This is a genomic window from Arthrobacter tecti, assembly GCF_054511355.1.
This window is the reverse complement of record NZ_JBTNCT010000010.1, coordinates 1-19,448: the sequence shown is the minus strand read 5'-3', so window position 1 is coordinate 19,448 and position 19,448 is coordinate 1. Positions and strand designations below refer to the sequence as shown.

Below are 19,448 nucleotides of genomic sequence, written 5' to 3'. Positions count from 1 at the left end.
GCGCAGGCAACGGGTTTGCGCGGAATCTACTGCCGCAACAGCACGTAGCCGTACGGCTCCAGATGCACCTTGTCGACATCCTCGCCCGAGAGCAGGTCCGTGCCGGAGACCCCAAGCGCAACGGAATCGGTCCCGTGGTTGATCAGCGTCAGGACGTCGCCACGCTGCGCAGCCTCCACGAACTCAGGCAATCCCTCGACCACCGGCACGACGCCGGCACCCGCGAACACGTGGGCACTCACCAGGCGGGCGCCGCCGTCGTCGGGCACTGTCGCAAGGTAGTAGGCACGGCCCGCACCGGAGGCACGCACAGTGAACGCGGGCAAATCCGAGGTGCGCCCACCACTGAAGGAAGCGAGCACCTGCGCGTCGGTTGCAGCGATTTCCTCCGCCAGGAAGAAGCCGTCGAAGGAGTTTGACCCGAACGACACCGGCGCCGAAGACTGCCCCGGACCGCCGACAGCCAGTGCACCAAACTCCTCAACCGTAACGCCCAGCACCGGCCCGAGCTGGGTGAGGAAGCCGCCGTCGCGGAAGCGGTCGTGTTCGTCGACAACATCGCTGAACGCGGTTACCAGGAGATGCCCGCCGTCCTCAACGAAACGCGTGAGGTTAGAAGCTCCCGAAGACGTCAGCAGATACAGCTGCGGCGCAATCACGACGGAATAGGATCCAAGATCGGAGGTGGGGCGCACGAAGTCCACCTGCACATGTTGGCGGTGGATCGCGAAGTACCAGCGCTGCACGCACGCCACGTAGTCCAGCACCACCGGGTGATCGGGCGCCTCGATAGCCCACCAGTTCTCCCAGTCGAACACGATCGCAACGCGTGCATCGCGAGACCCGGCCGGCAGCGTAGGCAGAGCAGAAAGTTCCTCGCCCAACTGCACAACTTCCCGCCACGTCCGCGTGGACGTACCCGCGTGCGGCAGCATCGCGGAGTGGAACTTCTCCGCCCCCGCGCGGGACTGCCGCCACTGGAAGAACAGGATGCCGTCAGCGCCACGGCCAACGGACTGCATCGAAAGGGCCTGCATCTGGCCCGGAGCCTTGGGTGCGTTCGAGGGCCGCCAGTTCAGCGCATTGGTGGACTGCTCCATCAGCAGCCACGGCACCTCGGGCTTGAAGGAGCGCATCAGGTCGCGGGCAAAAGCGCCGGCGCGAAAGCTCTCGGCGTTGTTCGGGTCGGGATAGCAGTCGTCGGAGATGACGTCCAGTTCCGCTGCCCATTCCCAGTAGTTCGCGGGCTTGAACGGGCCCATGAAATTGGTGGTAACCGGCTGGCTGGCTCCGGCCGCGCGGATGATGTCCCGCTCCATCCGGTAGCACTCAAGCAGCATGTCGGATGTGAACCGCCGGAAGTCGAGCAGCTGACCCGGATTATGGCTGTAGGGTGCCTTGCGCGGCGGGAAGATGTGGTCGAACGACTCATAGTGCTGCGCCCAGAACCAGGTTCCCCAGGCGTCATTCAGCGCGTCCAAGCTTCCGTAGCGTTTCTGTAGCCACACCCGGAAGGCGTCCCGCGCCGAGTCCGAGTAGTCCTCGTTCACATGGCACCCGTACTCGTTGTTCACGTGCCACAGCACTACGGCCGGGTGGTCGGCGTACCGTTCGACGAGACGCTGAACCAACGCGGAAGCCAGCCGGCGGTACGACGGCGACGACGGCGCGTAGTGCTGCCTGCTTCCGTGCCAGTACGGCGCGCCGTTCTCGTCAGCGGCGAGGATGTCTGGATACGCGACGGTCATCCACGGCGGAGGTGACGCCGTTGCCGTCGCCAGATCGACGGCGATGCCCGCCCCGTGCAGCAGGTCGATCACACGGTCAAGCCAGTCGAAGTCGTACACGTCCTCAGCCGGCTGGATACGCGACCACGCGAAAATACCGAGGCTCACCATGGTGACCCCGGCCTCGCGCATCCGCTCGACATCCTCCGGCCAAACGGATTCCGGCCACTGCTCAGGGTTGTAATCGCCGCCGTAGTGCACGGTGGTTCCTTTCTAAAAGTGTTGGAGACCTAACGCCGCTCGCGTTCCTTCACCACGAGCACAGCAAAAACAAGGCAGCCGAGCCCGGGAACGACCAGCGGCGGCAACTGCCAGGTCACCACAACCGCAAGAACGACGGCGGCGAGCAGCGGCGCTATAGCGCCCGGGTCCGTGGCGAAACTGTTCATACCCTCCCGCACGGCCTGCTTCCAACCCTTGGAGGGAGTCCACCGCACCGCAGACTGCAGCAGCACGAACACCAGTGCGGTGAGTGCCAGGAAGCAGACGGCGAGCACCAGCAGCCAGCCCGGTAACACCTGAGTGCCGGCCAGCAGGAGGTTGAAGAGCAGGACGACGGCGAGCGCCGTCGTCGTCAATCCGACCACCCAGCCGGTGCGAAGGGCTGAAACGAAATCTTCCCACCACTGTCCGAGCGTGGAGCGCTCGGCGAGGAGGTAGCGGTGGAGGTGCCTGGTGGAGGCGGCGAGCGCGGCGGGCAGCGTGATGATCAGCAACCCGCCGGCGAAGGTGAGGACTCCCATCCACAGCACCTCCGCAAGAAGCGCGAACTTCCCCTGGGCACCCGGCCACTTGAGCTGGGTGCCGTCTGGTTGGGGTTGTTCGCGCCGCTTGCGGGCGCTGCGGGCTGTCATCCCTTCAGGCCCTGGGTGGCCACGCCGGCCACGAGGAAGCGCTGGAAGATCACGAAGAACAGCATGACAGGTAGCAGTGCGAGGACCGAGATCGCGACGGTGGCGCCGTAGTCAGAGGCACTCGACTGGTCGTTGAACACCCGCAGAGCGAGCGGCAGCGGGTAATTCTCGGGCGAGTTCAGGTAGAGCAAGGGGCCGAGGAAGTCGTTCCAGCTCCAGATGAACGCGAAGATCGAGGAGGTGATCAGCGCGGGCCGGATCAACGGGACCGTGATGGACCAGTAGATCCGCCAGTGCCCGCAGCCGTCGATGCGCGCTGCTTCGTCCAGTTCCTTGGGAAGGTTGCGGATGAACTGAACCATCAGGAAGACGAAGAACGCCTCCGTGGCCAGGAACTTGCCGATCAGCAGGGGGAAGAACGTATCCACCATGCCGAGGTTACGGAAGATCATGTACTGCGGGATGATCAGCACGTGGAACGGCAGGAGCAGGGTGCCGATCATCATGGTGAAGAACAGCGGCCGGCCCTTGAAGTCCAGGCGGGCGAATGCGTAGGCGGCCATCGAGGACGAGATGACCGTACCGATCACCGCGCCGATTCCGAGGATGGTCGAGTTCCAGAAGAACTTCCAGGTGGGAATTCCCGCGACGCCCTCAAGGACTTTGATGAAGTTGTCGATCGTCGGGTTCTCGGGCAGGAGGCTCTGGTTCGATCCGAACTCCGCACTCGGCTTGAAGGACGCCGAGATCATCCAGACCAGCGGATAGAGTACGACGGCGGTGAGCACCACGATCGCGACGATCCAGGCCACGGTCGAGGCAGTCCTGCGTGGGTTGCGGCGTCGCTTGTGCGTGGGCTGAACGGGTGGGACCGCGGTGGGATTTGTTTCGATAGTGGTCACTTCGTGTCACCTCCGTAGTGCACCCAGCTCTTGGAGGTGCGGAAAAGGATGAAAGCGAGGATGCCCACCGCTATCAGGAGCACCCAGGCCATGGCGGATGCGTAGCCCATCTGATTGTTGGTGAAGGCACGTGTGTACAGGTAGACGGTGTAGAAGTTGGTGGCGCCTGCAGGGCCGCCGGTGCCGGAACCGATGATGTAGGCCGAGGCGAAGATCTGGAACGCGCCGATCATCTCAAGCAACAGGTTGAAGAAGATCACCGGGGAGAGCATCGGCAGTGTGACGCTGATGAACTTGCGCCAGGCCTTTGCGCCGTCAACGGAGGCCGCCTCATAAAGCTCGGTGGGGACCTGCTTCAGGCCTGCGAGGAAGATGACCATCGGTGCGCCGAACTGCCAGACGGCCAGGAGGATCATCATCGGCATGATCAGCGCTGGAACGCCTACCCAGCCGCCGACGTTGATGCCGAACAGACTCAAACCGCTGTCCACAGGGCCGTCAGCGGAGAACATTGCCCGCCACACGATGGCGATGGAGACGGAGGCGCCGATGAGGCTCGGCGCGTAAAACGCGGACCGGAAAAAGCCCGTGCCCCTGGACTTGAAGTTCAGCAGCATGGCTACGCCGAGGGCAGCGGCCAGCTTGATGGGCGTTCCGACGAGCACGTAGATCAGGGTGATCTGGACGGATCCCCAGAAGATGTCATCCGTGGCCATGCGTTCGAAGTTCGCCAGGCCGGACCACTCCGGTGAGGTGAAGATGTTGTAGTCAGTGAAGGCCAGATACAGGGAGAAGAGCATCGGGCCCAGGGTGAGGGCGAAAAGCCCGAGCAGCCAGGGAGACAGGAAAACGTAGCCGGCGAGATTGTCCCTGTTGCGCTTGCGTTTGGACTGCCCACCCGTCCGGCGGTTGCCCGCCGGACGGGTGCCGGGTTCGGCGTTGGTGCGGGTTTTTGTTGGCGCGTGCGCCGATCCCGTTGTCATGAACTGCTCCTAAACTGCGGTTGGATCAGGTCAGCGGCCGAGCGTAACGGCGGCCTCGTCGAAGAACTGCTGTGCTGCGTCCTCAGGAGAGATGGCATCCAGCCCGATGGAGGTTCCCAGGGTCAGGAAGGTGTTCTCGAGGGCGCCGTAGCCCACAACCGGTGCGGCAGGGGGATCGCCGATGCGGTCAGCAACGGAGTCCAGGTATTCCTTGACCTCGAGTTCGGGGCCTTCAAGGGCAGCACCTTCAAGAGCGGTCTCAGATGCGGGGACACCCAGTGTGGCGCCGAAGATCTCGCCAACCTCGGGGCTGTTGATCAGGAACTCGACCAGCGCAACCGCTGCTTCAGGGTGCTCGGTTTGAGCGCCAACCGCGTGCAGCATTGAAGGCTTCTGATACAGGTCCTTGACCGAGGGGTCGCTGGTGGGCGGAGCCAGGATGGTCAGATCCTCAGCACCGGTATCAGCCAGGTAGCCGCCCATGAAGTTGGACCAGGTCATCTCACTTGCGGTGAGGTTGGCGCCGAAGCCTGACTTCGGTGCTACTTCCTCGAGCGTCCGGGCGGGGATGGTCGCGTTCTGGCGGAGATCCTGTGCACTGCTCCAGAACTCGGCGAGCTCCTCCTGGGTGAAGTTCAGCTCGCCTTCCTCGGTGAACAACTCACGGCCCTGCTGGCGAAGCTGCAGTTCGAAGTTCTGGATGCGACCGGTGTAATCGGTGCCGCCGTACACTTCGCCACCCGATGCTTCGGTGACGCTGGCCATGTAGGCGTCGTAGTCATCCCAGGACGTGCCGCCCTCGTAGCCTTCTGCACCAGCCTGCTCGATGACCGCAGGGTTCTCGAACAGCGACCATGCGTTGTAGCCGGTGGGAACGGCGAGGGTCTGGTCTTCAAGCTTGCCGGTGGCCAGCAGTGTCTCGTCAATGGTGTCGGTAGTCAGACCGTTGCCAACGTACGAGGTGAGGTCCAGCAGCAGACCGTTCTGGCCGTACTGGCGAAGGTAGCTGTAGTCGAACTGCATGACGTCGGGAAGTCCGCCACCTGCTGCCTCTGTCTGGCGCTTCTCCCAGTAGGCGGGGAAGTCCATGAAGGTGCCGTTGACGTCAATGTTGGGGTTCGCGTCTTCGAACAGTGCGATCGCTTCGTTGTAGCGCTCCGCGCGGTCCTCGTTACCCCACCAGGTGAAGTTGAGGGTTACTTCCTCGTTCGGATCCGGAGTGCCTCCGGCATCGCCACCACCATTGCCGCCACACGCCGTCAGCATCAGGGCTGCCGCGACGGTGACCGCTACGCCGGAGCCGGCGCGTCGTGAGAGTTTCTTGAACATCTTTGTCCTCCTGGGAACGGCTCAGATATGAGGTGAAGCTCTTTGGTTCCGCTGGTACTGTGGTGTACCTCACGGAAAGCGCTCTCCCTAGAGAGTAAATTGAATCGTCTCAATACGCAAGGCCTAGTTCTAGAATACTGTGATCCGTGATACTTCCGAGACCTACTTGAGCAAAGGATTTTGCCCCGATGCCGCAGTTCGACCTCCCGCTTGAGCAGCTTCAGCAATACCTTCCGGAACGCACCGAACCCCTGGACTTCGATGCGTTCTGGGAGAAGACCCTGACCCAGGCAGCTTCCTTTAGCCTGGACGCCCGCTTCGAGGAGGTCGACGCCGGTTACACCGAACTCCTAACCGAAGACGTGACGTTCGCCGGCTACGGCGGCCACCCGATCAAGGGCTGGATGCTTCGTCCGCGTTCCGCCAAGGGCCCGCTTCCCGTCGTCGTGACCTATATCGGCTACGGCGGAGGGCGGAGCCTTGTCGGTGAGTGGACCGCTATCCCAAGTACCGGCGTCGCACATTTTGTGATGGACCTGCGGGGGCAGGGCGCCGGACACAAGAGTGGCGATACACCGGATCCGGGTGTCAGCGGGCCGCACTTCGGCGGTCACCTGACGCTGGGGATCGATTCGCCGGAGACCTACTATTACCGGCGGTTGTTCACCGATGCTGTGCGCGCTGTCGAGGCGGCGCAGGCCCACCCGTTCGTAGATGCTTCTCGTGTTCTTCTTTCCGGCGGCAGCCAGGGCGGAGCCATTGCGCTGGCGTCCGCGGCGCTTTCCCCCACAGTCCTTGAGCATGCGCCGCTGGCCGCCATCGTCGATGTGCCGTTCCTTTCCCACGTTCGCCGCGCTACCGAAATGGTGAACACGGCACCTTACGGCGAGCTGGTGCGTTACCTCGGCGTCCAGCGCGGCCGTGAGGATGAAATCTTCCATACGCTGGGCTATTTCGACGGCGTCAACTTCGCCGCGCGGTCTTCGATGCCGGCGCTGTTCTCGGTGGGCCTGCTCGACGACGTCTGCCCGCCGTCGTGCGTCTATGCCGCCTACAACCACTACGCGGGACCGAAGTCCATGAACGTCTTCCCCTACAACGGTCACGAGAACGGCGGAGCAGCCCAGGCCGCGGAGCACATCCGATTCCAGCGCGAGGTATTTGCGGGAGCCTGACAAGGCTACCGGCTCGCGACCGCCGAACAACGCTTCCCCAAGGACCAACAATGCCCCAGTACCCTGCCTACCTGTTCGCATACTTTGCTGGCGAGGATTTTCCGGATGCCGAACAAGTTCACTTCGCGGTGAGCAGCGAAGACGCCCCGTTGTCGTTTACGCCACTGGCCGGCGGGAAACCGGTGCTTCAGTCGACGCTGGGTACCGGCGGAGTGCGGGACCCGTTCCTGGTGCGCAATGAGCTGGCCGCCGGCTTCCACCTCATCGGAACGGACCTGAGCATCCATAACGACGGCGACTGGGAGCGTGCGACGCGCTACGGCAGCCGATCGGTGGTCATGTGGGACTCGCCCGATCTGGTGTCGTGGAGCGAGCCGCGCCTGGTTGAGATCGCGCCGTCGAACGCGGGATGCGCCTGGGCGCCGGAAGCCTTTCTCGACCGGGACCGGGGTGCCTATGTGGTGTTCTGGTCATCACCGCTCTACGGCGAGGAGCGGACGGGAGCCTCAGCCCACCTCCGGGTACTACGCTGCTTCACGAAGGACTTCCGTTCCTTCTCCGATCCGGAGGTCTACCTCGACCCCGGCCACTCGGTCATCGACACAACGTTCCTGGAACGCGACGGCGTCACCTACCGCTTCACCAAGGACGAGCGGCCGCAATCGGCTGGCGCCTTGATGGGGAAGCACATCTTCGAAGAGGCAAGCCGGGACGGGATGCTGGCCGACAATTTCACGCTGGTCGCGGAAGGCGTCGGTTCGGCACATCTGGCCCAAGGTGAGGGCCCGATCGCCGTCAACTCTCCGGATGGACAAAAAAGCTACCTCATCATCGACGAGTTCGGCGGACGCGGATATGTCGCGTTCCAATCCGAAGACCCGGGCACCGGTGCGTGGGAGCCGGTGGCCGATGCCCGACTCCCGGAGGGCGCACGGCACGGATCGCTCCTGCCGATTACGTCTGCGGAGCGCAGCGCACTGTTGGCCGTGTGAATTTTCATATGGAGCCCGCGGACAGCGATCATTGAGCCGTGTCCGATACTTCCCCGCTCCTGACCCTCGGCGTCGTCGTTCCTCCGTCATTTGAGCCGGCCTCCGTACAGGAGCTGGGCGACGCCCTGCCAGGACTGCTTGCCGAGTCGCACCCGGGCGTCGCGTGGCGCGTGGTTGTCGTGGTCGAGACGCTGGACGGCCGGGCGCCGTCGGAACTGCTGGAGACAGCCCGGGACCGGCTGCTGGATGAGGATTGGGATTTCGCCGTCGTCGTCAGTGACCTGGCGCTCCGCAGCGGGCGGAAGCCCGTGCTCACCCAGATCAGCCCGGTCCACAAGGTGGGACTGGTGGCGCTCCCGGCGCTTCGGGCTGTGGGCCGCCGCGAGACACTGTCGGACGCGATAGTGCGGTTGATCGGGCCCCTGGTCGGGTGGAATGACGACGACGACGCCGAGGACCGCGCCCGCCGCGCCCGGGAAATGGCCGATGACCTGCCCGACCACACCGGCGAGAACGCCATCCAGTTCACCGGACGGGTGGTAGCCGGAAACGCCCGGGTACTTCTTGGGCTGATCCTCGCGAACCGTCCCTGGCGGCTCGCCGTCACCCTTTCCCGGGCGCTCACAGCGGCAGCGGCGGCGGGTGTAGTGACCCTGGCTGCGTCGGACCTCTGGATGCTCGCGACAGCGTACGGACCACTTCGGCTCATCCTGCTCACCGTTCTCGCCATCGGTGCCGTGACGCTCACCCTGATGATCGGCGCGGACCTTTGGGAACGTCCGCGGCGGCGCCTCGAGCGCGAGCAGGTCGCCCTGTTCAACCTCGCCACGACGGCGACCGTTGTGATCGGAGTCATGACCTTCTTCGCCGCACTGTTCGTCCTGTCCTTCGCAGCGGCGTTGCTGTTGGTCGACGCCGGGGTGTTCGCCGCCGTCGTCGGGGCACCTGTGGGCCTGACCGAGTACGCGCAGCTGAGCCTGCTCACCGCGGCGCTCGCGACCGTGGGTGGCGCACTGGGTGCGGGGTTGGAGAACGACGACGTCGTCCGCGCCGCGGCTTTCACGCGCAACGACGTTTAGCCTCGACGTCGTGAAACGTAGAGCAATCCGGACAATCGGGTGCGAAATTCCGCTCCCTTTTGTCCGGATTGCTCTACTTCGTGTCCGGATTGCTCCGTTATGGGGGCGCCGGGGCTACCGGACCATGCCGAGGATCGTATCGGCCCCGTGCTCAAGCGCGGCTCGGGCGTCATCCGAAACGACGTCGGGCCTCTTGCCCTGGTTCAGGAACTTCACGAACTTGTCCATCGCCTTGCCGACGCCCTGGAAATTACCCTCCTCCACAGCACGCTGCGCTTGGTCGAGGGAAGCCTCCAACTGCCTGGCGACCGGCCCATCGACGTCCCCGCCGGCGATGAAGCCCTCCAGCGTCGCCTGCAGGTCAGCAACAATGCCCGGCGTCCATGCGTCAGGTACTGGAACCTCCGAGAAGTTCATGTCCGAGGCGAAGTAGTAGCTCGTGTAGGACGGCTGGTTGTAGGAGGTGTTCTGGCGGGCGACCTCCACGCGGTACTGCGGATCGTGCATCAGCGTGGTGAGCTTGTGCCCGGTAATCTCGGTGCTCAGGTACACGCGGATGGCGGAGCTGTCTGCCGTGCGGACAAACAGTTCCTCACGCCAGTCACCGAATGCATCCGCGACCAGGGCGGGGTTGCCCTTGGTCCCATTGTTGGTGCGGGTTCCTTCTGCGGTGAGCAGGCGGCCGCGGGTCCAGTCGTCGATGGTCGGCGTCGCGTTGCCGGAACCGTTGACGATCTGCGTGGTCATGTCCTCCGCCCACTTGATGCTCTGGTTGGTTCCCGGCGTGCGGGTTTCGAGCTGGTCGCCGTCGGAATCCAGCAGCCCTGAGCCGAGGGTGCCGTTCGGCATGCTCGCCCACACCTCAATGCCTTCGACGTCGGAGCGGACGTCGCCGATCATGCCGCGGCCGGTATCCCGGCCGGAGTAGGCGCCGAAGAGTACTTCGCCGGTAGCAGCATCGCGCATCGCGGAACCGTAGGGCGCGTACGCGCCGCCCTCATGAACGGTCCAGATTTCCTGGCCCGGGCGGTTCGGGTCGATGTCCGTCACGTGCATCGCGTCGCCGTGACCGAGCCCGGCCTCGACGCCCGGCGTAGCGCTGCCTTCCGGCATGGTGTCGAACGAGCTGTAGAGCAGGGAGCCGTCGTCGTCGATTGTCGCCGAGCCGTACACGATCTCCTGGCGGCCGTCGTCGTCCACGTCCGCCGCGCTGAGCGAATGGAAACCCTGCGTGGTGATGGAGCCGAACTCCGGGTCCGTTCCGAGACGGCCATGTGGGCCGTCGTTGAACGGGTTCGTCATCGGCGTCCAGCCGCTGTCCACGAACCAGTCCTGGGTCAGGTTCTTGCCGTCCCAGTTGTAAGCGGCGATCGTGGAGCGCGTGTAGTAGCCGCGGGCGAAGACCGCCGAGGGACGCTGCCCGTCCAGGTACGCAACGCCGGCGAGGAAACGGTCCACCCGGTTGCCCGGCTCGATGCGGGACATGGCGTAGTCGCCCCACATGAGGCCGTCGTCGTGCCGGCCCGGCTCGTAGTCGACGGTCTCCAGCTCTTCCCCGGTGGCGCCGTCGAACACGGTCAGGTACTCGGGCCCGCTGAGGATGAAACCCTCGAACGCCCGGAGGTTGTTACGGGTACTCCGCGAAGGTGCGTAGACGTCCATGAAGTAGTCGGTCATGGCGCGGGCATCGGCGTCGGAGAGCGGGTAATCGTAGCGCTGCTCGATGCCGAACGCTTCCTCCAGCGTCGCGGGCCAGTTGCCGGCGACAACCTCGGGGTGCTCATGCCAGCCGGCGAACATGTCGACGACGTGCTCGTAGTAGCCCTGCGCTGAGAGCCGGTAGTCGTCCTCGTTGCTGTAGCCGGCCTTGCGGTCATCCTTCGGGAGGGTGATGTACTCGGGCTCCCCGGCAACGCCGTCCGTGTAGGTGGTGACCGTAGTGCCGGGCGCGGTCTTCATCATCATTTCGGTGCGGCCGTCGCCGTCGAAGTCGTAGACCATGAACTGCGTGTAGTGCGCGCCGGAGCGGATGTTCACGCCGAGGTCGATGCGGTGCAGCAGCGTCCCGTCCATCGTGTAGGTATCGATGTAGGTGTTGCCGGTGTAGCCGACCTGCGAAACGTCCTTCGAGTTGGACGGCTCCCACTTCACGACGTACTCGTAGTCACCATCGCCATCCGCGTCGCCGATGCTCATGTCGCTCGCGGCGTACGTGTAGCTTTCGCCGGCCGGTGTCACGCCGTTGGCCGGTTTCTGCAGCGGAATGTCCGTGTAGTTCTGCGACCACGGGCTCACTTCTTCGCTGGGCTGCAGTTCAACGCCGTCGACGACGGCGGCAACTGAGTAGGTTGAGCCTTCCGTTTCGTCTGGGTCCAGGTAGTTGGTGCTGTCGGTGACCGTGGCGATCTTCTCGCCGTTGCGGTAGACGGCGAAGTCCGCGCCGGTCTGACCGGTTGCGGAGGCGCCGGTCACCTCGGTGGCCAGGAGCCGCCAGCTGAGGAAGGTGCCCTCGGGGGTGTGAGCGGCAACAAGGCCGCGGTCGAGGTGTTCGAGCTGGATGCCGGGCTGGGCATCCGGGGCCGGAGCTGCGACAGCGGGAACGCCGCCACCCCCGGCGATCAGGGCTGCGCCCAGCGCGAGCGAGGCCGGCATGGGAAGGGTGCGAAAGCGCGGGTTCATCTTTGAATCCTTTCAACGGAAAGCGCTTTCTCTACGCTAGGCGAAGTGCTGGAACCGGGTCAAGGGTGCGCGGCGGGATTTCTTCGTGTTCGCGCTCGCTCAGAAGGACCGAGCCGACGCCGGTGAGCGCAATTTCGGTCGAAATCGTCCTTCGCGCCAAAAAATCTGATGCGATTGACAACTTCGGTCGAAATCGTCCTCCGCGCCAAAAAATCTGATGCGATTGACAACTTCGGTCGAAATCGTCACAGGTTCGAGTAGCGTGGACGCGTGGCAACAACCATCCGTGCTATGACGCCTGACGACATTCCGAGTGTGCTCGACGTTCAGGAGCCGGGCGCCATCGCCGCCCTCTCTGACGTGTTTCCACAGAATGAATACCCATTCCCCCGCGACGACGTTGCGCAAGCTTGGCAACGGGAGATCACGACGCCGGGCATCGCTTGCTATGTGATCCTGCTCGATCACACCATCGTGGGGTTTGCTGCGATCCGGGGCGATGAGCTTCTGCATTTCGGGATCGCGGTCGAGCACTGGGGCACCGGCACCGCCCGGACCGCACACGACCTGGTGTTGGACCGGATGTGGAACTACGGCAATCGGAGCGCGTGGCTCAGAGTATTCACCGGGAACGGGCGGGGTCGTCGGTTTTACGAGAAGCTCGGGTGGCGCCCAACCGGCGAACGCTCCCCCACCTCATTTCCACCGCATCCGGAGCTACTCCGCTATGAACGGCCCCTGGAGGGCCCGCGTCCCGTATGAAGGGCCGGTCGGGTACAGCGTCGGCCAGGCTCTGTGCAATAGATCGACGCAACAGATCGACCGATATCGTCAGGCGCATGCGATTATCTGACGCGAATGACGATATCGGTCGATATTGCTCCGCGAAAGCAAGTCACTCCACGACGATGTCGAAGAAGACCGGACGCCCCCCGGGAAATGACGCCTCCTCGGCTTCGTCGCCCATGAACCAGAGAACCTTGCACCGGACGGGGGAATCGGGAGTACGGACCTCCACGCGAACGTCCACGGTTTCACCCGGAGCCGTCGCGGGGACCTCAACGCGGTCAGCGGTGTCGCACGGCACATTTGCTGAGACATCCTCGCGGATGAGGTAGCGGTCTTCCCAGGGCACCGTCCCGACGTTCCGGAAGCGCCAGATCTTGGTGTGGGTTTCGCCGGTTCCCACCACCGTGCCGTCCGAAAGCGTCACATCGGTCAGGAAGGCCGCCGCGTCCCCGGGTTCCGACGGCGGAACCTCACCCGCACCGTCCGCCTGGGAGCCTTCGCCGACCTGTTCGCTTACCGTATCGCCCTGTACCGGGGCGGAAACCCGCCCGACGACGAATCCAACGGCGAGCGCGATCACGGCCACCAGCGCGACGGGCCAAAGGGCCAGCCACCGATTCCGCCGCGCTGAATCCGCGGATTCGCGTGGGACCGCGGGCGCGGGTGACGCCGTCGGAGCGGAGTTCGCGGCGGCGTCATCCGGCACCGGCGTGCTGCCGCTTCCCGCGGCAGGCGTCCGGGTGTCGGGTGCGCTGCCGTCAGGGAAGGATCCGACACCCGCGTCCTCAGGAGACTGTGGACGTCTCGTCGCTTGCTGCGCTTCAATCCACCGCTCGCGCCACTCGTTCACGTCGCCGCCGCAGATTCGCACAAACTGCTCGGTGGTCTCCCATGAGGGGAACCGCACGCCTTTTGCTGCATCGTGCAGGGTTGTATGCGAGATGCAGCCGGACTTCTTCGCCATCGAGCGGAATGACGGTTCGCCCGCGCGCAGGCGCAGCTTCGCGAGTTCGGCGCTGAACTGTTCGACCGGATCTTCAGTGGGTGGATGGGTTTGAGACTGGGGGTGGTGCATACCCCAAATTCTAGGCCACCGAAATTAGCCGCAACTGTGCTCACTGTGCGCGCTGGTAGTCCTCCCACGTTGTCTTCTCCACCTTCGGTCCGTTGTCCGGGCTGTGGCCGACCAGCCCGTCCATGCAGTTGTAGTAATCGAAAATCTGGCGATTCCTGTCCGCTTTCCAGGCCGCCGAGGCCATGTCCGTATCCGAGATGGCCATCGCGTGAATGTGCGGTTGGCTCATCACCCCCGTGCGGTCCCACGCTGCAAAGCCGACCTTGCGCATGGCAGTGACGATCTTCTTACGTTCCGCCGCGGACAACTTCGCGGTCGCGACATCAACCGCGCCGCCGCCGTCGTGGGTGCCCGCAGACGCTTCCACGCCACCCTTGTTGTAGGACCCCTGGGTCAGCTCGATCCCGACGCCGGCGAGCTTCTCGGCTTCCTTCAACATATTCGCCGTGCGCTGATTCACCGTGTGCCCGTCCACCGTTGTCCTGCCGCCGAGGTTGATGACCTTGACCACCGTGAAACCGTTGGCTTTGCCGAGCGCGGTCAACGTTCCTTTACCGGGCAATCCGTTTGCGCCTTCACCCGTTGCACCTTTGGACTTCTGGTAGGCCGCATAGGCATCAACGGTTGTTCGGCCGAAGTGGCCGTCGACGTACTTGCGCTCAAGATGACCTTCATCGGCCAGCGCCTTTTCAACGGCGGTGACAGAAGCCTTCGCCCCAGGCGTTATGCCGGTGCCTGCTTTGGCGGGATCGAGCTGGGCAGCCAGAACTACTTTCTCCATGTTCACGGTTGTCGCTGCATGCACGGGTAGGACTGTTGTGATTGAACCGCCCAGCAGCAGCGCCCCTGCAGCGAGACACCCGATGGCCAGGCGTCGCTTGTTGCGTGCGTGTGTTGTTCGCATGTCATTTCCCTTCTGTTGGTAATGAGGTCCGGATGCCTCACCTGTGCCCACCTTGGCGCCACGGCGCAGGTGTCCTCAACACCAATGAACAATGGACGGCGTCCCGGAAACTGTTCCTGACGGCGTCTTCCACTTTCGGACAGGTGGATGGAGTGTTTCCGCAGGTCAGAGCGCTTTCCGTGGATCCGGCGTCGTCCGATGTCGTCCATGTGCCGTCCGGCCGTAAAAGGCGTTGAGGACAGTGGCCCAGCCAAGGAAGTGTGGAATCACCGGGTCACCCGGGAATCACATCCACCGAGAAGGAGACTGGAAATGCAGAAACTGAAGGGACTGATCAAACGGAGCCTCGCGGTTGGGGCTTTGACAGCTACCGTTGCGGCGGGCGGCGCCATCGCCTCGGTACCGGCGTACGCGGCCGACCGTGACGGTAAATGCAACGACGGCGAGTTCTGTTACTTCTACAACAGCGATCACAAGGGGTCGGTTTCGGACTTCACCAAATCGGTGGGCGACTATGGAACGTCGCAGCCGGAATGCTTCGAATTCCGTGGTGACGGCAAAGGCAAGGGCGAGTGCATCAAGAACGAAGCCGCGTCGGCGTGGAACCGGACGGGCAAGGATGTCACCGTCTACTTCAACTCCAACTACGGCGGGGCCACCCAGGTGTTCAAGCCCGGCCAGAAGGTAAACCTCAAGGGTTCGCTGTACAACGGAAACGCTTCGCACCGGATCGGTAACGCGCCGCAGCCATCCGGCGACTGGGCCTCCCCTGCCCCGGCTAACCGGACCGTCACGGCCGGCTGGTACTACCCATCGGGCAGCTTCCACGGGGCCATCGACGTTGGAGGTGCCGCCTTCACCATCAAATCGGCGTGCACCGGCAAGGTCGACAAAATCGACATCGACGCCAAGTACCCCAACTCCAACGCCTACAAGGTGTCCGGTTCTACCAACTACGTGTGGGTGGACTGCGGCGGCGGCATCCGGATGGGCTACGCCCACTTCTACGAACGGGATCTGCCGGACTCCATCAAGGTAGGAACTAAGCTCAAGGCTGGCCAGAACATTGTCGCGATGGGCAACCAGGGCAACTCCAGCGGACCACACATGCACTTCGAGGTCCGTAAGAACGGTGAGAAGATCAAGCCCTTCGACTTCCTCCGCACCAAGGGCGTGACAGGCCTCCCCAACTAAGCGTCTTCGCTGGGCCCCGGTACCGTTTCAGTGCCGGGGCCCTTCTGATGGCCTTGTGATAACGACGACGGCGCCGCTCGCCTAAGCTGGACGCGAACCAAAGGGGGAAACCAATGACTAATCCGCTTGTCCCGACGCACTGGGAACTGACCGTCACGGCGGTCGGCCTGCTCCTCGTCGTGCTGGCGATCGCCGCCGTCGTCTCGCTTGCCCGCAACCGCAACTACACGCCGGTCCAGCGCCTGCTCTGGCTGCTCGTGATCATCTTCGCGCCGATTGTCGGCTCGGTGCTGTGGCTGCTCGTCGGCCGGCGGACCGGAACCCAACGACATAATGCAGCTGCGTGACCTCGATCCACGGGACGTGCGCCCGCAGCTGACGCAGGAGCGCCGGGAGCTTCTCGCGTTGCTGTCGGAACTCACCGCTGAAGAGTGGCTGCTGCCGACTGCCGCCGCGGAGTGGAACGTCAAGGCCGTGGTCCTGCACCTGCTGGATGACGACCTCGGCTGGCTGTCCCGCCTGCGTGACGGTGATACCAGCGGCCAACTGGAAGTTGGCGACTACCGGACCTTCGTCGATGCCCTCGATGCCAAGAACCAACGGTGGATCTCGGGCGCCAGGGGACTGAGCCCGCGGGTCATCATCCGACCTGCTGACGTTCTCCGGTGAAGAGATGGACCGGTGGTGGGCCACCATCGATCTCACCGCCGAGGGTGGCGTTATCTGGGCCGGCGACAGCGTTCCCGAATGGTTCGACATCGCACAGGACCTGACCGAGCGGTGGGTACACCAGATGCAGATCCGGTGGGAACTGAACGCGGGTCCCGCCGTCGAGCCCGCCGCATCCTTCGCTGTCGAGTCCGATGCCGCGTGGCGCCTGCTGACGGGAGCAAAGTACGACGACGGCGCCGTCACCATCAGCGGCGACACCCGCCTGGCCGGTGGCTTGCTTGGGATGAGGGGAATCATCGTCTGACGCTGCGCCACCGGGTGGAACCGCGCTCAGAAAATGAACGGCTCATCGGCCGGCACGTTCCTATCGCAGCGCAGCACTCCGTCGTCGACCCACAGCCAAGCACGATGGACCGCTGAACGCCGCAGCGCGCCTGCCTGCTGTTCGACGTCTTTACTCCCATCCCACTCGGGGTGGGTGAAGTAGAAGGCGACAGCTTGATCCCCCAGAACGACGACGTCGGCATGCCGGCCCACCTGCCGGTCCTCCGGGTGGGACCCGGGCGAATCAAGGATGAGGCCCTGCGCGGACCAGTTGACGCCGTCGTCGGACCGGTAGACCCGCTGCCCTCGCCACTCGTCCACGACCATCCAGAACCAGCCGTCGAGCACGAAGACGTTCGGCCCCTCGTGCGGCGTACCTCCGATGACCTGTCCCTCGACCGTCCAGGTGTGCCAGTCGGTGCTGACGGCAGACCAGGTGGTGGACTCATCGGCCTCATCCTTGTACCAGAAGCGCAGCAGGCTGTCGGGTGTCCGGGCGACGGCGGCGTCTATCACGAATCGCGACCCCAGTTCCAGGAAGCCCTGATGCAACCAACACTCAAGATCAGGGCTCACCAGGTGGGCGATGCGCCGCTCGTGACCCGCCCACGTGGACGGAACGCCCCGAATCCAGGTGAGGTACATGTGGTACTGCGAACCGTCCCAGACCACCTCGGGCGCCCAGTGCGTGTTCGGGCCGTGCTCGTTAACCGGATCGAGCCCCTTGGCGACGCCACGGTATTCCCAGCGGGCGCCGTCGTCGGACACTGCCAATCCGATCCTCGACCCGTGCACCCACGCCACGCCCTCGCCTGTATCGGAAGGACGGCGCTGGGTGTAGAACATCCACCACTGGCCGGTCTGCTCGTTGCGGATGACCGTGGGGTCCGTGGGCCCGCCGAGTGGGTCTGTGAAAAGCGGCGCGCTCAACCCGAGGGCCGGAGGTCCGTTACCGGTACGCGCATGCCGCCACGGAACTGTGGGTCGGCCAACTCGGCGCGCTGAACCGGGGCACCTCGCCCCGCGGAGGCGTACAGGGCAGCCACAATCTCGATCGCGCGGGTAGGAGCCGCGGCAACGGCGGGCACGTCGGATCCGCTCAGCAGCGCCGCGTACACCTCGCCCAGCAACGCCGCATGACCGCTGGGTACCTCAACGTCCGGAAGCGCCCACCCTGCCGACTGTCCGGCGTCGATGTGCCGCGCCGGCGTTACCTTCCAGCTCGCGTGGTTGTGCCCATAGAGGTGCTCGAGTTCGATGGTGGCGTGCTCGGTATCGATGCGGATCAGGCTCGACTCGCGGGGCGCCAGCACCGTAGTCAGCACAGACGCCACAGCCCCGCCTTCGAACACCACGACGCCGCACGAGGTATCTTCCGTTTCCACGTCGCGATCCAGCCGGAACAACTGTCCCGATACCGAAGCCCAATCCCCCAAAAGGTACGCCAGCAGATCGATCTGGTGAATGCCGTGGCTCAGCGTGGTCCCGCCGCCCTCGCTCTCCCAGGTTCCGCGCCAGGGCACGTCGTAATACTCGGAGCCACGGTACCAGTGCGTGTGGCAGACCGCGGTCAGCGGCCGGCCCAGCTCTCCTGAGCTCAGCAGTTCACGAATGTGCGTGGCCGCCGTGCCCGTGCGCTGCTGGAAAACGACGGCGAACTGGCGGCCCGCCCTATCGGCCGCCTGTTGCATCTCGTCCACTTCAGCGAGCGAGAGTGCCGGCGGCTTCTCCACGATCGCGTGGGCGCCGGCGTCGAACGCTGCCCTGGTCTGCCCCGCGTGCCCTGCAGGCGGGGTGCAGACGTGCACGACGTCGACATCCTCCGACGCGAGCAACTCCTCCAGGGTGGCGTACCCGGCCGGAACGCCGTGCCGGGCTTTGAAGTCCCGGACCCGTTCCTCGCTGGGGTCCGCGGCGGCAACGAGCGTGACGCCGTCGAGCTCGGCCAAAGCCTCGGCGTGCAGATGCGCCACGGCACCGGTTCCGAGAATTGCGGCGCGGAGGGTGGTTGTCATCGGTGCTCCGGAAGCTGGTCCTCGAGGTGGAAAACCTCTTCGAGTTGTAGGAACCCTTCGTCCGGACGTCCGTCCAGTTCGACGAAGAACTCGCCCATCTCCGCCTGCCAGCGCGCATTGACGTCTGTCCCGGCCATGGCTTGCTGGGCGGCGGCGAAGTCCTCGGATTCAACGTAGCCGATCAACAGGCCATCGGGTCGAAGAAAGAGGGAGTAGTTGTTCCATCCGGTCTCTTTGAGGGCCTGCACCATGTCCGGCCAGACCGCGGCATGACGTTCCTTGTACTCCTCAAGGCGGTCGGGCTTCACCTGCAGCTGGAAGCAGACGCGTTCCATGATTCTCCTCTTCGAGTTTTCATGCTGAATCGTTTCATCGTAGCAGGGGTACCCGCTCAGGGGCTGCGCATATGAAACGGAGGGTGTCGAAGCACAACGGCATCCGACACCCTCCGGGTCTACTGTTCGAACCTAGCGCGCCAGGGAACTCCAGTTCACCTGCCAGGATGTGAGGACTGCGGCTCCATGTGCGTTGACGGACCGAACGATGTAATAGCCCTCCCTGGGTGACTGTCGGTCAACATACTCCGGTCAAGTCCCGTGGAGTGGTGTAGCCGTTCTGTGGCTTTTCGAGGTTGTTGAGGTTTAGAAGTTGTGGTTCTCGGATGGTGTGGCGGGTTCGGGTTCCTCCTCTCGTGC

General features: G+C 64.2%; 19 protein-coding genes. 8 read left to right on the top strand and 11 right to left on the bottom strand.

The features are described 5' to 3' along the window. Positions 1-26: 26 nt before the first annotated feature. The 5 genes from ACX80C_RS12015 to ACX80C_RS11995 are packed head-to-tail and all read right to left on the bottom strand — an operon-like array spanning position 27 to position 5,855. A complete protein-coding gene (locus ACX80C_RS12015; protein ID WP_459326709.1) occupies positions 27-1,988 on the bottom strand; it encodes a beta-galactosidase in 1,962 nt (653 codons plus the stop codon). Between the two features lie 29 nt (positions 1,989-2,017). After that, positions 2,018-2,641: a hypothetical protein gene (locus ACX80C_RS12010; RefSeq protein WP_459326708.1), complete on the bottom strand. Its 624-nt coding sequence runs from the start codon at positions 2,639-2,641 to the stop codon at positions 2,018-2,020. Next, the gene (locus ACX80C_RS12005; protein ID WP_425339390.1) at positions 2,638-3,543 is read right to left on the bottom strand and encodes a carbohydrate ABC transporter permease; all 906 of its coding nucleotides are present in this window, start codon (positions 3,541-3,543) and stop codon (positions 2,638-2,640) included. Before ACX80C_RS12005 ends, ACX80C_RS12010 begins: the two co-directional genes overlap by 4 nt. Continuing rightward, the gene (locus ACX80C_RS12000; RefSeq protein WP_459326707.1) at positions 3,540-4,526 is read right to left on the bottom strand and encodes a carbohydrate ABC transporter permease; all 987 of its coding nucleotides are present in this window, start codon (positions 4,524-4,526) and stop codon (positions 3,540-3,542) included. Before ACX80C_RS12000 ends, ACX80C_RS12005 begins: the two co-directional genes overlap by 4 nt. Before the next feature lie 30 nt (positions 4,527-4,556). Further along, positions 4,557-5,855: an ABC transporter substrate-binding protein gene (locus ACX80C_RS11995; protein WP_459326706.1), complete on the bottom strand. Its 1,299-nt coding sequence runs from the start codon at positions 5,853-5,855 to the stop codon at positions 4,557-4,559. 188 nt (positions 5,856-6,043) lie between these two features. Between ACX80C_RS11995 and ACX80C_RS11990 the strand changes: the two genes are divergently transcribed. The 3 genes from ACX80C_RS11990 to ACX80C_RS11980 are packed head-to-tail and all read left to right on the top strand — an operon-like array spanning position 6,044 to position 9,101. After that, on the top strand, positions 6,044-7,030 hold the full coding sequence (locus tag ACX80C_RS11990; protein WP_459326705.1) for an acetylxylan esterase: 987 nt from the start codon (positions 6,044-6,046) through the stop codon (positions 7,028-7,030). Between the two features lie 50 nt (positions 7,031-7,080). Further along, entirely contained in the window at positions 7,081-8,022 is a 942-nt protein-coding gene (locus ACX80C_RS11985) for a glycoside hydrolase family 43 protein (protein ID WP_459326704.1), read from the top strand. 38 nt (positions 8,023-8,060) lie between these two features. After that, entirely contained in the window at positions 8,061-9,101 is a 1,041-nt protein-coding gene (locus ACX80C_RS11980) for a hypothetical protein (RefSeq protein WP_459326703.1), read from the top strand. A 114-nt stretch (positions 9,102-9,215) separates the two neighbouring features. Here the strand turns inward: ACX80C_RS11980 and ACX80C_RS11975 are convergent, their stop codons facing one another. Next, positions 9,216-11,780: a rhamnogalacturonan lyase gene (locus ACX80C_RS11975; RefSeq protein WP_459326702.1), complete on the bottom strand. Its 2,565-nt coding sequence runs from the start codon at positions 11,778-11,780 to the stop codon at positions 9,216-9,218. 270 nt (positions 11,781-12,050) lie between these two features. Between ACX80C_RS11975 and ACX80C_RS11970 the strand changes: the two genes are divergently transcribed. Next, positions 12,051-12,542: a GNAT family N-acetyltransferase gene (locus ACX80C_RS11970; RefSeq protein ID WP_459326701.1), complete on the top strand. Its 492-nt coding sequence runs from the start codon at positions 12,051-12,053 to the stop codon at positions 12,540-12,542. A gap of 133 nt (positions 12,543-12,675) precedes the next feature. Here ACX80C_RS11970 and ACX80C_RS11965 read toward each other — a convergent pair whose 3' ends face one another. Further along, a complete protein-coding gene (locus ACX80C_RS11965; RefSeq protein WP_459326700.1) occupies positions 12,676-13,644 on the bottom strand; it encodes an NBR1-Ig-like domain-containing protein in 969 nt (322 codons plus the stop codon). 40 nt (positions 13,645-13,684) lie between these two features. Next, positions 13,685-14,548, bottom strand: coding sequence for a peptidoglycan-binding domain-containing protein (locus ACX80C_RS11960; protein WP_459326699.1), 864 nt, complete (start codon positions 14,546-14,548; stop codon positions 13,685-13,687). 312 nt (positions 14,549-14,860) lie between these two features. On the opposite strand from ACX80C_RS11960, the gene ACX80C_RS11955 reads away from it, so the two are divergent. The 4 genes from ACX80C_RS11955 to ACX80C_RS11940 all read left to right on the top strand — a co-directional run bounded on the left by ACX80C_RS11955 (position 14,861) and on the right by ACX80C_RS11940 (position 16,718). Then, positions 14,861-15,742 carry a peptidoglycan DD-metalloendopeptidase family protein gene (locus ACX80C_RS11955; protein ID WP_459326698.1) on the top strand — a complete coding sequence of 294 codons (882 nt, stop codon included), beginning with the start codon at positions 14,861-14,863 and terminating at the stop codon, positions 15,740-15,742. Positions 15,743-15,855: 113 nt separating this feature from the next. Next, the gene (locus tag ACX80C_RS11950; protein ID WP_459326697.1) at positions 15,856-16,089 is read left to right on the top strand and encodes a PLDc N-terminal domain-containing protein; all 234 of its coding nucleotides are present in this window, start codon (positions 15,856-15,858) and stop codon (positions 16,087-16,089) included. Continuing rightward, entirely contained in the window at positions 16,076-16,411 is a 336-nt protein-coding gene (locus tag ACX80C_RS11945; protein ID WP_459326696.1) for a DinB family protein, read from the top strand. The genes ACX80C_RS11950 and ACX80C_RS11945 overlap by 14 nt, the downstream gene beginning before the upstream one ends. Positions 16,412-16,415: 4 nt before the next feature. After that, positions 16,416-16,718 (top strand): hypothetical protein, encoded by a 303-nt coding sequence (locus ACX80C_RS11940; protein ID WP_459326695.1) that lies wholly within the window; start codon positions 16,416-16,418, stop codon positions 16,716-16,718. A gap of 26 nt (positions 16,719-16,744) precedes the next feature. On the opposite strand, the gene ACX80C_RS11935 is transcribed toward ACX80C_RS11940, so the two are convergent. The 3 genes from ACX80C_RS11935 to ACX80C_RS11925 are packed head-to-tail and all read right to left on the bottom strand — an operon-like array spanning position 16,745 to position 19,088. Next, positions 16,745-17,668: a family 43 glycosylhydrolase gene (locus ACX80C_RS11935; protein ID WP_459326694.1), complete on the bottom strand. Its 924-nt coding sequence runs from the start codon at positions 17,666-17,668 to the stop codon at positions 16,745-16,747. Further along, the gene (locus ACX80C_RS11930; RefSeq protein WP_459326693.1) at positions 17,665-18,753 is read right to left on the bottom strand and encodes a Gfo/Idh/MocA family protein; all 1,089 of its coding nucleotides are present in this window, start codon (positions 18,751-18,753) and stop codon (positions 17,665-17,667) included. Before ACX80C_RS11930 ends, ACX80C_RS11935 begins: the two co-directional genes overlap by 4 nt. After that, on the bottom strand, positions 18,750-19,088 hold the full coding sequence (locus ACX80C_RS11925; protein ID WP_459326692.1) for an L-rhamnose mutarotase: 339 nt from the start codon (positions 19,086-19,088) through the stop codon (positions 18,750-18,752). The genes ACX80C_RS11930 and ACX80C_RS11925 overlap by 4 nt, the downstream gene beginning before the upstream one ends. Positions 19,089-19,448: the final 360 nt, after the last annotated feature.

Excerpts from the sequence above, each read along its gene's own strand:
- ACX80C_RS12010 (WP_459326708.1), bottom strand. The coding sequence starts at position 2,641 with ATGACAGCCCGCAGCGCCCGCAAGCGGCGCGAACAACCCCAACCAGAC.
- ACX80C_RS12000 (WP_459326707.1), bottom strand. The coding sequence starts at position 4,526 with ATGACAACGGGATCGGCGCACGCGCCAACAAAAACCCGCACCAACGCC.
- ACX80C_RS11995 (WP_459326706.1), bottom strand. The coding sequence starts at position 5,855 with ATGTTCAAGAAACTCTCACGACGCGCCGGCTCCGGCGTAGCGGTCACC.
- ACX80C_RS11990 (WP_459326705.1), top strand. The coding sequence starts at position 6,044 with ATGCCGCAGTTCGACCTCCCGCTTGAGCAGCTTCAGCAATACCTTCCG.
- ACX80C_RS11985 (WP_459326704.1), top strand. The coding sequence starts at position 7,081 with ATGCCCCAGTACCCTGCCTACCTGTTCGCATACTTTGCTGGCGAGGAT.
- ACX80C_RS11975 (WP_459326702.1), bottom strand. The coding sequence starts at position 11,780 with ATGAACCCGCGCTTTCGCACCCTTCCCATGCCGGCCTCGCTCGCGCTG.
- ACX80C_RS11965 (WP_459326700.1), bottom strand. The coding sequence starts at position 13,644 with ATGCACCACCCCCAGTCTCAAACCCATCCACCCACTGAAGATCCGGTC.
- ACX80C_RS11960 (WP_459326699.1), bottom strand. The coding sequence starts at position 14,548 with ATGCGAACAACACACGCACGCAACAAGCGACGCCTGGCCATCGGGTGT.
- ACX80C_RS11955 (WP_459326698.1), top strand. The coding sequence starts at position 14,861 with ATGCAGAAACTGAAGGGACTGATCAAACGGAGCCTCGCGGTTGGGGCT.
- ACX80C_RS11950 (WP_459326697.1), top strand. The coding sequence starts at position 15,856 with ATGACTAATCCGCTTGTCCCGACGCACTGGGAACTGACCGTCACGGCG.
- ACX80C_RS11945 (WP_459326696.1), top strand. The coding sequence starts at position 16,076 with ATGCAGCTGCGTGACCTCGATCCACGGGACGTGCGCCCGCAGCTGACG.
- ACX80C_RS11940 (WP_459326695.1), top strand. The coding sequence starts at position 16,416 with ATGGACCGGTGGTGGGCCACCATCGATCTCACCGCCGAGGGTGGCGTT.
- ACX80C_RS11930 (WP_459326693.1), bottom strand. The coding sequence starts at position 18,753 with ATGACAACCACCCTCCGCGCCGCAATTCTCGGAACCGGTGCCGTGGCG.
- ACX80C_RS11925 (WP_459326692.1), bottom strand. The coding sequence starts at position 19,088 with ATGGAACGCGTCTGCTTCCAGCTGCAGGTGAAGCCCGACCGCCTTGAG.